We start from the raw sequence: 14883 nt of genomic DNA on the forward strand, positions 1-14883 counted from the left end.
GGAAGCGGCCGAAAGTAGCTGCTACAGGGGTGTAATCCATTGAGCTCGAAATAAATCCACATCGGTAGCCATCCGGCTGCCGGAGTACTCCGAATCATGGGCGTGGAAAGCCACGCCCTGGGCCGTCGTGTGCCCGGGCGCTGCTCGGGGAGAGTCGTGACACAAGGCAGAACGGAGTGCTTGATGAGTTCATTGGCCACCGACCGCGTCAGCTCATGCGTCACCGACGAGGACCCGGGCCAACCGTTCGCCCTCTCGCCCGGTCAGACAGCACTGTGGTACGCGCAACGGATCCGGCCCGATATTCCGTTCACCATCGCTCATTACGTCGAGCTGCACGGCGATCTCGACGTCGGCAGGCTGCTGTACGCGACCGAGCGCTACGGTGCGGAATCCCAGGTGGGACACGTGCGCCTACTCGAGATCGACGGGGTGCCCCATCAGCAGGTCGACCTGTCGTGGCGGCCGGGCTGTGTCCGGCTGGACCTGCGTGGCGAGGCCGATCCGCGCGCCGCGGCGCTGCGCTGGATGAACACCCACGCCAGCACCCCGATCGACATGGAGCGCGAACCGCTCACCATCAATGTCGTGTTGCGAGTCGGTGACGAGGACTGGTTCTGGTATCAGCGCGGTCACCACATCGTGATCGACGGTTACGGCGCGATGAACGCGCTCACGCGCACCGCCGAGATCTACACCGCCGTCGGACAGCAGCGCGAACCGTCGGTCTCGCGCGCCGCCGCGCTCGTCGACCTCTACGCCGACGAATCGCGCTACCGGGAATCCAGCCGGTTCCGCGCCGACCGCGAGTACTGGCTCGAACAGCTCGCCGGGGTCGGCGAGCCGATGACGCTGTCCTCGGTGACCGCTGCCGGCGACACCCACGACGCGGGCCGCCACCGCGCCACCGCGGTCCTCGACACCGAGCTGGACACCCTGCTCACCGACGCGATCGCCACGCACGGCTCGGCCAATTCCGCGCTCATCGTCGCCGCGCTGGCCGCCTATGTCCGTTCGGTCACCGGTGACGCGGATGTTGTTCTGAGCCTGCCGGTTTCGGCGCGCACCACGGTCGCGCTGCGCCGCTCGGCCGGTGTGGTGTCGAATGTCGTTCCGCTGCGAGTGCGTTTCGACGAGCAGACCACCGTCGCCGACGTCGTGCGGCAGACCGAACTGCAGATCACCGGCGCGCTGCGCCACCAGCGCTACCGCTCCGACGACATCCGCCGAGACTGCGGCTACTCGCGCGACGCCCGCGGCTTCTTCGGGCCGATGGTCAACATCATGCTGTTCCACGACGAGCTGAAGTTCGATGACATCGCCGGCCAACTGCACGTGCTCGCGACCGGGCCGGTGGAAGACCTCTCGATCAACATCTACAACGGTGACGGCGGGCGCATCCAGCTCGACTTCGAAGCCAATCCCAAGCTCTACGGTGAATCCGAGGTCGCCGCCCACCACGGTCGCTACCTCGACTTCCTCGCCCGCTTCCTGGCCGCCGATCCGCGCACACCCACGCGCGAAGTGAATGCCATCACCACCGCCGAGCGCGCCAGGGTGCTGCGGGAGTGGAACGCCACCGAGATGCCAGTGCCCACCGCCACCCTGGTCTCGTTGTTCGGTGATCAGGCGCGTCGCAGCCCGCACGCCGTCGCGCTCGAATTCGGAGACCGCGCCCTCGGATACGCCGAACTCGACGACCGGGTGAACCAGCTCGCCCGAGAACTCATCGCCCGCGGTGCGGGACCGGAGACCACGGTCGGACTGTGCCTGCACCGGGGTGTCGAACTGGTCGTCGGCATGTACGCGGTGCTCGCGACCGGCGCGGCCTACCTGCCGCTGGACCCCGAACATCCGGTCGACCGGCTGGAAGCCGTTGTCGCACAGGCCCGTCCGGTATGCGTGCTCACCGCGGCCAGGGACGGTGTGCGGCTGCCCGACGGGCTCGTGCGAGTCGACCTCGACACCCTCGACGTCAGCCGCCACGACTCGGCGCCGATCACCGACGCCGACCGGCGCTCGCCACTGCGTCCCGAGCAACTCGCCTATGTCATTTTCACCTCCGGCTCCACCGGTAGGCCCAAGGGCGTGGGCGTCACCCATGCCGCGATCGTGAACCGGCTGCGCTGGATGCAGGCCGAGTACCCGCTCGACCACACCGACGCGGTGCTGCAGAAGACCCCGGCCACCTTCGACGTGTCGGTCTGGGAGTTCTTCTGGCCGCTGCAGGTGGGCGCCCGCCTGGTCGTCGCCGCGCCCGATGGGCATCGCGACCCCGCCTATCTGGCTCGGATCATCACCGAGAAGGCCGTCACCACAGCGCATTTCGTGCCGTCGATGCTGTCGCTGTTCGTCACCGATCCGCGCGTGCGGGGCGGGGCGGGGCTGCGCCGGGTGTTCTGCAGTGGTGAGGCGCTGCCCGCCGCCACCGTCACCGATTTCCACGCGGCCCTGCACGGGCCCGACGGTGGACCCGATCTGCACAACCTCTACGGTCCCACCGAGGCCGCGGTCGACGTCACCTATTGGCCGTGCCCGGCACAGGTGAGCACGGTGCCGATCGGGTCCCCGGTGTGGAACACCCAGACCTATGTACTCGACCCGCAGCTGCGCCCGGTGCCGCCCGGCGTCGTCGGCGAGCTGTATCTGGCCGGTGTGCAGCTGGCCCGTGGCTACCTCGACCGCCCCGACCTCACCGCCGACCGTTTCGTCGCCAACCCGTTCACCCCGGGCCGGCGGATGTACCGCACCGGCGACCTCGCGCGCTGGCAGATCGACGGCGGCGTGCTGGAATACCTGGGGCGCACCGACTTCCAGGTCAAGATCCGCGGTCTGCGGATCGAACTCGGCGAGATCGAATCCGCACTGCTCGCCCAGGACGACATCGCCCGCGCGGTGTGTGTGGCCAGGTCGGGTCGCATCGGGGACGACGAACTGGTCGCCTACGTCGTCGCCGTCCCCGGCGCGCCCGAACCCGATGCCACCGCCCTGCTGTCGGTCCTGCGCCGGAGCCTGCCGTCCTACATGGTGCCGACGGCGGTGGTCGTGCTCGACGAACTGCCGCTGAGCGCCAACGGCAAGGTCGATCGGAAGGCGCTGCCCGCGCCCGAGGTCAGCGTGCGACCGGCCACCGGTGCCGCCGCGCCCCAGACCACTGTGGAACGCGCGCTGGCCGAGATCTTCACCGAGGTCCTCGCGCTGGACGTCGCGATCGGTATCGAGGACAGCTTCTTCGACCTCGGTGGCAACTCACTGGTCGCCGCTCGCGCGGTGGCCCGGATCAACACCACCCTGGACGCCAACATCTCCATCCGGGACCTGTTCGAATGCTCCGACATCGCCGCGCTCGCGGCCTACATCAGCACCCACCGGCCCGAAACCTCCACGCCCAAACTGGTTCCGGTGGCGCGGCCCGAACGGGTGCCGCTGTCGCTGGCCCAGCAGCGGCTGTGGATTCTCAACCGGTTCGCCGAGCACGCCGCGGCCTACAACATGCCGCTGGCGCTGCGCCTGACCGGGCACCTGGACCTCGATGCGCTGCGGGCAGGCTTGCGGGACGTGCTCGACCGGCACGAGAGCCTGCGCACCAGCTTCCCCGACGGGCCGGAAGGCCCGTACCAGCTGATCCATCCCGCCGCCGCGGTCGAGCCCGAACTGGCACCGGTCGACGTGATCGCCGCCGATATCGCCGACTTGGCCACCGAGGTGGCCGGCCGCGGTTTCGACCTGCGCACCGAGACCCCGCTGCGGGTCGCGCTGTACCGGATCGGCGTCGACGACCACCTGCTGTTGGTGGTACTGCACCACATCAGCGGCGACGGGTGGTCGGTCGCACCGCTGGCCAGGGACCTGATGGTCGCGGTCTCGGCGCGCGCGGGCGGGGCGGCACCGCAGTGGGCCGCGCTGCCGGTGCAGTACGCCGATTTCGCGTTGTGGCAGCGGGAACTGCTCGGCGAGGAGACCGATCCCGAGGCGCCGCTGGGCAAACAGCTCGGCCACTGGCGCGACGTGCTGGCCGGACTGCCCGATCAGCTCGATCTGCCGCTGGATCGGCCGCGCCCGCTGCATCGCACCACCGGCGGTGACACCGTCACGTTCACCATCGACGCCGAGATCCGGCGCGCGGCAGGCGAACTCGCCTCGGCCCGCGGGGTCAGCATGTTCATGGTGCTGCATGCCGCACTGGCCACCCTGCTGGCCCGGCTGTGCGCCAGCGCCGACATCACCATCGGAACGCCGATCGCGGGACGCTCGGACCCGGCGCTCGACGAGCTGGTCGGCATGTTCGTCAACACCCTCGTCTTGCGCACCGAGGTGGATCTGGGCGCCGGATTCGACCGCATGCTCGACCTGGTCCGGGAAACCGATCTGGATGCCTTCGCCAATCCCGACGTGCCGTTCGAGCGGCTCGTCGAGCTGGTGAACCCGGAGCGCTCGACCTCGCGCCACCCGCTGTTCCAGGTGATGCTGTCCTACGACCGAACCCCTGACCTGCGGATCGAACTGCCCGGCGTCACCGCCGAACTGGTGCCGATCGACACCGGCGTCACCAAGTTCGACCTGCAGCTCGAGGTCCGCGACAATCATGACGGCGGGCCACTGCAGGCCGAATTCGGTTTCGCCACCGATGTCTTCGACCGCGCCACGGTCGCGATGATCGCCCGCCGGTTCACCACGCTGCTGGCCGCCGCGGTGACGGCGCCCTCGACGCCCACCGGTGACCTGGAACTGCTCGACCGCAGGGAGATCGCGCGGCTGGTCCCGATTGTGGGCGCACCCGCCGAACCGGCAGGCACCCTCGCCCGGCTGCTCGGCGAGACCGCCCAGCGCCTGCCCGATGCGGTCGCCGTGCGCTACCTCGGTCTCGACACCACCTACCGGGAACTCGACGAGCGCTCGAACCGGTTGGCGCGCAGCCTGATCGCGCATGGCGCCGGTCCCGAAGCGGTGGTCGCCGTCGCGCTGCCGCGCAGCCTGGAATCCATCATCGCGATCTGGGCGGTCGCCAAGTCCGGTGCCGCGTACGTACCCGTCGACCCGGCCTATCCGGCCGAACGGATCGCGCACATGATCGGCGATTCCGGTGCCGTGCTCGGGCTCACCTTGCCCGAGCACCTCGCCGCGCTGCCGACCACCGTGGGCAAGCATCGCCGAGCGCCGGAATGGCTGGTGTTCGGCACCGCCGATTTCGAGGCCGACTGCGCCGTCCGCTCGGGCGCCCCACTCTCGGATCTCGACCGCAGGCACCCGATGCGGGCGGGTCAGCCCGCGTACCTGATCTACACCTCGGGCTCGACCGGCACGCCCAAGGCCGTCGTCGTCACCCACGCGGGCATCGCCTCGCTGGCCAGCGAACAGACCCAGCTGTTCAAGGTCACCGACGGCGCGCGCACCATGCACTTCTCCTCGCCCAGCTTCGACGCCTCGGTCCTGGAACTGCTGCTCGGTTTCGCCGCGGGCGCGACGATCGTGGTGGCACCGGCGGACCTGTACGGCGGCGCGGAACTGGCCGCGTTCCTGCGCACGGAGCGGATCACGCACGCCTTCATCACGCCGGCCGCGCTGGCCACGGTGCCCGCGGGCGACCTGCCCGAGCTGGGTACGGTCATCGTCGGCGGCGACGCCTGCTCCGACGAACTCGTCGCCACCTGGGCCACCGCACACCGGATGCACAACATGTACGGCCCGTCGGAAGCCACCGTCGCGGTCACCGCGAGCGCGCCGATGTTGCCCGGCGAGCCGGTGCCACTCGGTGCTCCCGTGCGTGGCATGCGGCTGTTCGTGCTCGACGCCCGGCTGCACCCGGCGCCGCCGGGCACGCCGGGTGAACTGTATGTCTCCGGGCCGGGTCTGGCCCGTGGCTACCTGGGCAAGCTCGCCCTCACCGCACAGCGGTTCGTCGCCAATCCGCACGGCCGGATCGGCGAGCGGATGTACCGCACCGGCGATCTCGTCGTCGCCGACGCATCGGGCCGGTTGCGCTTCCTCGGCCGTGCCGACGACCAGATCAAGATCCGCGGATTCCGCGTCGAACTGCGCGAGATCGACCACGTGCTGCGCGAACACCAGGGTGTGCGGTCGGCATTGACCGTCGTCCATGTCGACGAGCAGGGCCAGCAGCGACTCGCTTCCTACATCACCGTCGACGCTCCGGTCGACCCGGCCGCGGTGCTCGACACCGCGCGCGGCAGGCTGCCCGGCTACATGGTGCCCGCCGCGCTCGCGGTGCTGGACCGGATGCCGGTGACCCCGGCGGGCAAGCTGGACCGAAAGGCACTGCCCGCACCGGAATTCGCGGCCACCGGCGGTTCCCGCGCGCCGCGCACCCACCTGGAGATGCGGGTCGCCGCGGTGTTCACCGAGATTCTCGGCCGCCCGGTACCCGGTGCCGAGGACAGTTTCTTCGATATCGGCGGCAACTCGCTGCTGGCCACTCGGCTGGCGGCGGCGCTGCACGCCGACTTCGAGGTGGACCTGCCGGTTCGGCAGATCTTCGAGGCGCCGACCGTGGCCGGCATCGCCGGGCTGATCACGGAAGCGCCCCGGACGCAGCGGGTGGCGCTGGCGGTACACACCCCGCGCCCGGGACGCATACCACTGTCGCTGCCGCAGCAGCGGCTGTGGTTCCTCAATCGATTGTCCCCCGAATCCAGCGCCTACAACATCGCATTCGTCTTGCGAATCGGCGGAGATCTCGACATAGCCGCGCTGCGTGCCGCCCTCACCGATCTGGTGCAGCGGCACGAGGTCCTGCGCACGGTGTTCCCCGAAGACCTCTCCGGCGCCCAGCAGGTGGTGTTGCCGCTGGATCGGTCCCTGCCCGTCCTCACCGCCGTCGACAACGATCCCGAGCAGGCGCGCGCGGAACTCACCGCGCTGGCCCGGCGGGGATTCGACCTGACCACGCAGACGCCACTGCGCATCTCCTTGCAGCGCACCGCGTCCGACGAGCACCTGCTCGGCGTGGTCGTGCACCACATCGCCGCTGACGGCTGGTCGCTCGGCCCGCTCACCCGGGATCTGGCGTTGGCCTACGTGGCCCGCGCCGCGGGCAGCGCACCGGTGCGCGAGCCGCTGCCCGTGCAGTACGCCGATTTCAGCCTGTGGCAGCGCGCCGTCCTCGGCGCCGAAGACGATCCGGACAGTATCGCCGCCACCCAGGTCGCCTACTGGCGCGAGGCGCTGGCCGAACTGCCCGACGAACTGCCCTTGCCGTTCGACCGGCCGCGTCCGGCCGAGCCCACCGGTGCGGCGGGCAGTGTGGCATGCGAGGTCTCCGCGCCGCTGCAGGATGCCCTGGCCGAGCTGGCCGCCGACACCGGGGTCAGCCTGTTCATGGTGGTGCGTTCGGCGCTGGCCGTGCTGCTGCGCAGCGTGACCGGCGGTCGCGACATCCCGATCGGCACCCCGGTGGCGGGACGCACCGACATTCAGCTCGACGAGTTGGTCGGTATGTTCGTCAACACCCTGGTTCTGCGCTCCGATGTCGACCCCGACCGCGGCTTCGTCGAATTGCTGCACGCCGATCGCGACACCGAGCTGGCCGCGCTCGCCAATGCCGACCTGCCGTTCGAACGGGTCGTCGACGCGCTCGGCCGCGACAGCAGGGCGAGCAACCGGCATCCACTGTTCCAGGTGGCGCTGAGCATGCAGGACGAGCGCACTCCGGAACTGGAACTGCCGGGCCTGCGGCTGGCGGCCGAGGAACTCGACATCGCCCGTGCCAAGTTCGACCTCGAACTGCGCGTCGCACCCGGCCACGGTGACGATCACCGGTTCGAATTCGTCTACGCGGCAGAACTCTTCGACGCTGCCACCATCGAGACGATCGCCACCCGGTTCGTGCGGATCCTCACCCAGGTGACCGCCGACCCGCGTCAGCGGGTCCGTGAACTCGACCCGCTGACCGTGGCCGAACACCGCACCCTGGTACCCGCACAGGGGCCGACCGCGGTGGCGCCGGTCGTGCTGTCCGACATCGTCGAGCGGGCCGCGACCAAGTTCCCCGACCGGCCCGCCTTGCGCTGGTTCGCCGGTGGCAGTGTCGCGGGGGAGGTGGGTGAACTCGACTACGCCGAGGTGGCCCTGCGCGCGCATCGGCTCGGCCGGGCGCTCATCGCCCGTGGCATCGGCACCGGTGACCGGGTCGCGGTCGGTTTGACCCGGTCGCTGGACTGCGCACTGGCGATCTTCGGTGTCGCATCCAGCGGTGCCGCGTTCGTGCCCGTCGATCCGCGGTACCCGGCCGACCGGGTGCGGCACATGCTCACCGACTCCGGCGCCCGCGCCGTCCTCACCACCCGCGCCGACGTGGACGCGCTGCGCGAGGCCGCCGACGGGCTCGACACCCAGTGGATGCTGGTGGACGACGCCGAACTGCACGCCGAGCTGGCGGGCTACAGCGGCGCGCCGATCACCGACCCCCAGCGGGTCCGCCCGATCCGTCCCGCCGACCTGGCCTATCAGATCTACACCTCCGGCTCGACCGGCCTGCCCAAGGGCGTCACCGTCACCCACAGTGGCCTGGTGAGCCTGGCCGTCGACCTGCAGGAGCGGATGGGGCTGGACCGCTTCTCCAAGACCTTCTTCTTCTCCACGCCCAGCTTCGACGTCTCCGTGCTGGACATGCTGCTCGCCGTCTACTCCGGCGCCGAGATGGTGATCGGCCCGATCGACATCTACGGCGGCGACGAACTGGGCGCGCTGCTCGAGCGCGAGCAGGTCACCCACACCTTCCTCACCCCGGCCGTGCTGGCCTCGGTGGACGCGACGCGCTGGCCGCTGCCGCACCTGCGCGGCCTGATGGCCGGTGGCGAGGCCGTCCCGCCCGATCTGGTGGAGAACTGGGCGCCGGGCCGCCGGTTCGTCAACGCCTACGGGCCCACCGAATTCACCGTCATCGCCGCCATGTCCGAACTGCGGGTGGGGGTGCCGGTCGCCATCGGCACACCGGTGCGCGGTTCCCGGGCGCTGGTGCTCGACGAGCGGCTCCGCCCGGTCGTGCGCGGCGTCCCCGGTGAGCTCTACATCGGCGGCACCGGCATCGCCCAGGGCTACCACCAGCGCTACGCGCTGACCGCGGGCCGGTTCGTCGCCGACCCGTACGGTCCGGCGGGCAGCCGGATGTATCGCACCGGTGACGTGGTGCGCTGGACCCCCACCGGCGAACTGGACTACCTCGGCCGCAGCGACCACCAGGTGAAGGTGCGCGGCTTCCGGATCGAACTCGGCGAGATCAGCGCCGTGCTCGGCAGCCACCCCGAGGTCCGCTTCGCACACACCGAGGTACGGCGGATCGCCGGCGACGACCGGATCGTGGCCTGGGTGCAGCTGGCCGAGGGCACGGACCCGGCCGAGCTGGCCGAGGTGCGCAACCACGCAGCGGCGCGACTGGCCGGTCACATGGTGCCCGCTTCGCTCAACCTGATCGACCGGGTGCCGCTCACGCCGGTCGGCAAGCTCGACCGTGCCGCGCTGCCGGAACCGGAGTTCACCACCACCGCGGGCCGCGCACCGCGCACCGAGGCCGAGCGGCTGGTCGCGCGGGTGATCGAAGAGCTGGTCGGCGCCACCGAGGTCTCGGCCACCGACAGCTTCTTCGACGTGGGCGGCAACTCGCTGCTGGCCACCCAGCTGGTCGCGCGTCTGGCGGCGGCCAGCAATGTGCGGCTCGAGGTGCGCACCGTGTTCGCCGCACCGACCGTCGCCGAACTCGCCGCGCTCATCGAATCCGGACCCTCCGGCGACGAGAGCCGTCCCGAGTTGGTGAAACAAGAACGGCCGGAACGGATTCCGTTGTCCGCGGCGCAGCGCAGGCTGTGGTTCCTCAACCGGTTCAACGCCGGCCCCGAGGGCGAGAGCCAGTCGGCGGGCGCCTACAACATCCCCGTGGTGCTGCGCCTGCACGGCACCATCGACCTCGATGCGCTCATCGCCGCCCTGCACACCGTGCAGCGGCGGCACGAGACGCTGCGCACGGTGTTCCCGGAGACTTCGGACGGGCCCGAGCAACTGGTACTCGATCCCGCGATCGCCGCGGTCACCCTGTTCCACGCCACGGCCGCACCGCACGAGGTCGAGGCGGCGGTCGGACGCTTCGCCGCACCCGGCTTCGACCTCTCGGCCTCGGTGCCGCTGCGGGCCGCGCTGATCACCGTCGACCACACCGGCCGTCCCGCACCCGCCCAGGCCAAGCTGGCCGTCGCGGGGTCGAAGGAGCACGTGCTCGTCCTCGTCGTGCATCACATCGCGATGGACGGTTGGTCGCTCGAGCCCTTGGCGGGTGAGGTTGCCGCCGCCTACCGAGGTATCCGTGCGGGGGAGCCCTTCGGTGAGCAGATCCCCGAGGTCCAGTACGCCGACTACACCCTGTGGCAGCAGGAACTGCTGGGTACCGAGGAGGACCCGGACTCGCTGATCAGCAAGCAACTCGCGCATTGGCGTGGGGTGCTCGACGGCCTGCCCGAACTGCTGTCGGTCCCCGCGGACCGGCCGCGCCCGCCGGTGCCCTCCTACCGCGGCGGCACCGTCGACTGCGCGGTCGATGCCGCCACCCATCGCGCGCTGCGCGGTATCGCCACCGCCAACAACGTCAGCATGTTCATGGTGCTGCACGCGGCGCTGGCCGTGCTGCTGCACCGGGTCACCGGGTCCGACGACATCGCCGTCGGCACCGCCAGCGCGGGCCGCGGCCACCCCGCGCTCGACGCGATGATCGGCATGTTCGTCAACACCATGGTGCTGCGCACCGAGGTCGCCGACGAGCGGGCGTTCATCGACCTGCTGCGCACCGTCCGCGATCGCGATCTCGACGCCTTCGCCAATGCCGATCTGCCCTTCGAACGGCTCGTCGAGGTGCTCAATCCCGCGCGTTCGCAGGCACATCACCCGCTGTTCCAGGTGATGCTGTCGGTGCGCAACACCCCGGTGCGGATGCTGGAACTGCCCGGACTGCGGATCGAGGCGGTCGACGCCGACGCCGGGATCGCCAAGTTCGACCTGCAGTTCACCTTCACCGAAACCCAGACCGCCGATCGCGTCGGTGACGGCATCGACCTGTCGGTGAACTACGCGGCCGACCTGTTCGACGAGGTCACCGCGCGCAGGCTCGGCGACCGGCTGGTCCGGTTGCTCACCGCGGTCGCCGCCGACCCGAACACCGCGGTCGGTGACCTGGCCCTGCTCGACGCCGTCGAGTGGACCGCGCTGGCTCCGGTACACGGCTCTCGCGCGGACACCCCGGTCACCATGGCCGACGTGTTCGCCGCCGCCGTCGCCCGGTCCCGCGACGGGGTCGCGCTCAGCGCGGGCGACACCGTGGTGACCTACGACGCGCTCGACCGCTGGACCAACCGGCTCGCCCGGGTGCTCATCGGACACGGCATCGGACCGGAAAGTCTTGTCGCGCTCGGAGTTCCACGCTCGGTGGAATCGGTGGCGACCATGCTCGCCGTCGCCAAGGCCGGCGCGGCGTTCGTGCCGGTCGACCCGAACTACCCCGCCCAGCGGATCAGCCACATGCTCACCGATTCCGGTGCGGCACTGGGCCTCACCCTGCTCGCACACCGTGATCGGCTGCCCGGCGACACCCGCTGGTTGGTCCTCGACGACCCGCAGACCAGGGCTGTCGTGCTCGGAACCGACGACGCGCCGATCACCGACGCCGACCGGATCCGGCCACTGCGCCTGGCCAACCCGGCATACGTGGTCTACACCTCCGGCTCGACCGGCACCCCGAAGGGCGTGGTGGTCACCCACGGCGGCCTGTCGAACTTCGCCGCCGAGACCGCCGACCGATTCGACGTCCGCCCCGGCAGCCGGATCCTGCATTTCGCCACCCCGAGTTTCGATGCCGCCCAGCTCGACATCCTGTTCGCGCTCGGCGGCGCCGCGACCCTGGTGATCGCCCCGGCGGGGATCGTCGGCGGCGAGGACCTGCGCCAGGTGTTCATCCGGGAGCGGATCACGCACGCGTTCATCACCACCGCCGCGCTCGGCACCGTCGACCCGGCGGGTGTGAACTCCCTCGCGCACGTGCTCACCGGCGGCGAGGCACTGCCGCCGGACCTGCTGGCCCGCTGGTCGCCCGGTCGCAACTTCTACAACGTCTACGGCCCCACCGAGACGACCATCGTCACGTTGATGCCGCAGGCGATGAGCCCGCGTGGGCCGATCACCATCGGCGGCCCGATCCGCGGTGTCGCGGCGACGGTCCTGGACCGTCGGCTGCACCCCACGCCGATCGGCGTCACCGGCGAACTGCAGCTGGCCGGTTCGGCGCTGGCCCGCGGCTACCACAACCGGCCGGGCCTGACCGCCCAGCGGTTCGTCGCCAATCCCTATGGCGCACCGGGCGAACGGATGTACCGCACGGGCGACCTGGTGCGATGGCGCGATGGCGCGAAGTCGGCGCTGGATGTGGAATACATCGGCCGCACCGATCATCAGGTGAAGGTGCGCGGTTTCCGCATCGAACTCGGGGAGATCGATGTGGCGTTCGCCCGTCACGGTGATGTCGAGTTCGCGCTCACCATCGGGCACACCACCCCGGCCGGTGCCACCGCGCTCGTGTCGTATGTCAAGGCGCGGGCGGGCACCGCGCCGACGGTGCCCGAATTGCTCGAGCATGTCGGTGCCCATGTGCCGAACTACATGGTCCCGCAGTCGATCATGCTGCTCGACGAGGTGCCGCTCAGCCCGGTCGGCAAGCTGGACCGGGCCCGGCTGCCCGAGCCGGTGTTCAGCGCGTCGGAGGGCTTCCGTGCGCCGATCACCGCTGCCGAGGTGGCGTTGTGCACGGTCTTCGCCGAGGTCCTCGGGGTGGAACGGGTCGGCGCCGACGACGGGTTCTTCGAACTCGGCGGCAACTCGCTACTGGCCACCAAGGTCGTCGCGGCGATGCGCGAGCAGGGGTACGAGATGCCCGTGCAGCTGATGTTCGGCGACGCCACCCCGGCCGGTCTGGCCACTCGGCTCGACGGCGCCGACGCGGGCTCGGCCATCGCCGCGGTGACCGGGCCGGTGCTGCCGATCCGCCCGTCCACCGGCCCGCACGACACCCCGCTGTTCTGCGTGCACCCCGCCATCGGACTGTCCTGGTGCTACGCGGGTCTGCTCGCTCACCTCGCGCCCCAGCGCCCGGTGTACGGCCTGCAGGCGCCGCACGTCTCCGGCGACGAGGGGTTCACCTCGATCCCCGAGGCCGCCGGACACTATGTGGCCCACATCAGGTCGGTCCAGCCGCACGGTCCCTACCATCTGCTCGGCTGGTCGCTCGGCGGTCTCATCGCGCAGGAGGTGGCGGTGCAGCTGCAGGAACTGGGCGAGGACGTCGCGCTGCTGGCCATGCTGGACAGCTACCAGCTCGGCGACCGTTGGCTCGACACCGCGATGCCCAGCGTCGCCGACATCCTCGGCGAGTTCGGCGCCGACCTCGTCGACAGCGCGTCGCTGCCCGCCGACCTCGACCTGCGCGAAGCGGCGGATCTGCTGCGGGCCCAGCCGGGCCCGTTCGCCGCGCTCTCGGTCGAGAATCTGCAACGCCTCTACACCGGTTACGCCGACGGCACGGTGATGGCCAACCGGTTCCGGCCGCGCCGATTCGACGGCGACCTGCTGTTCTTCACCGCGGCGGCGGACGAGATCAACGCCGCCGACCCCGGCCGGTGCGCCGAGGCCTGGCAGCCGTTCGTCACCGGCAACATCCACAACCACGACCTGCCCTGCAGGCACGCGGCGATGACCAGCCCGGAATCGCTGGCGGTGATCGGCCCCGTGCTGCATCGCCACCTCGACGCCGTCCCGGAGATCACCGTGTGCGGCAGTGGCCAGAAGGAGATGCGTCCGTGAGTTTGGCGGTAGAAGTCCGCGGCCTCGCCAAGAGTTACGGCAAGGTTCGCGTGCTGAAAGAGATCGACCTGGAAATCCCGGCGGGCACCGTTCTGGGCCTGCTGGGCCCCAACGGCGCGGGCAAGACCACCACGGTGCGGATCGTCACCACGCTGCTGCGGCCCGACGCGGGCTCGGTGCGCGTCGCCGGGGTCGACGTGCTGGCCGACCCGGCCACCGCGCGCACCAGGATCGGGTTGTCTGGCCAGTACGCGGCCGTCGACGCGAACCTCACCGGCTACGAGAACCTGCGGATGGTGGCGCGGCTGTACGGCATGTCCCGCAAACAGGCCGCCGAGCGGGCCGAGCAGCTGCTCAGCGCGCTCGGTCTGGACCACGCCGCCGGCCGTCGCGCCGGAACCTACTCCGGTGGCATGGCCCGACGCCTCGACCTGGCCGGTTCGCTGGTGGCCAAACCGCCGGTGGTGGTGCTCGACGAACCGACCACCGGCCTCGACCCGCGCGGGCGCCTCGACATGTGGAAGGTGATCGGCGACCTCGTCGACGACGGGACCACCGTCTTGCTCACCACCCAGTACCTCGAGGAGGCCGACCTGCTCGCCGACCGCATCACCGTCATCGACAAGGGCACCGTCATCGCCCGCGGCTCGGCCGACGAACTCAAGACCTCCATCGGCGGCGACCGGCTCACCGTGACGTTGGCCGCGGGCCAGAGCCCGTGGCCCGCGGTCTCGGTGCTGCAGCAGGTCGGTGTCGGCGAACCGATCCACGAGCCCGGCTCCGACGAGGTGTCGGTGGTGGTCGGCAACGGCTCGCGGACCATGGTCGAAGCCCTGCGCCGCCTCGACGACGCCGGTGTCTGCGTCGTCGACGCGGTCGTCGTGCGCCCCACTCTCGACGACGTGTTCCTTTCCCTCACCGGCACCCCGGCCGAACCGGCCGCCGAACCGGAAACCGACGATGTGCAAGAGGAGATCTTGTCGTGAGCGTGGCCCCGGACGTCTCGGACGACTACGAGACCCGCGAAATGCCGAT

At 70.6% G+C, this 14883-nt stretch carries 2 protein-coding genes; both read left to right on the forward strand.

Annotated features, from left to right (window positions below; translation table 11 throughout):
* The first annotated feature begins 183 nt into the window (after positions 1-183).
* On the forward strand, positions 184-13848 hold the full coding sequence (locus BOX37_RS12110; protein WP_071927739.1) for an amino acid adenylation domain-containing protein: 13665 nt from the start codon (positions 184-186) through the stop codon (positions 13846-13848).
* Positions 13845-14834 (forward strand): ATP-binding cassette domain-containing protein, encoded by a 990-nt coding sequence (locus BOX37_RS12115; RefSeq protein WP_071927740.1) that lies wholly within the window; start codon positions 13845-13847, stop codon positions 14832-14834. The genes BOX37_RS12110 and BOX37_RS12115 overlap by 4 nt, the downstream gene beginning before the upstream one ends.
* The last annotated feature ends 49 nt before the right edge of the window (positions 14835-14883 follow it).

The organism is Nocardia mangyaensis, from assembly GCF_001886715.1.
Taxonomy (GTDB): domain Bacteria; phylum Actinomycetota; class Actinomycetes; order Mycobacteriales; family Mycobacteriaceae; genus Nocardia; species Nocardia mangyaensis.

What these genes read in the sequence shown, in the direction of transcription:
- BOX37_RS12110 (WP_071927739.1), top strand. Translation starts at nt 184, where the DNA reads ATGAGTTCATTGGCCACCGACCGCGTCAGCTCATGCGTCACCGACGAG.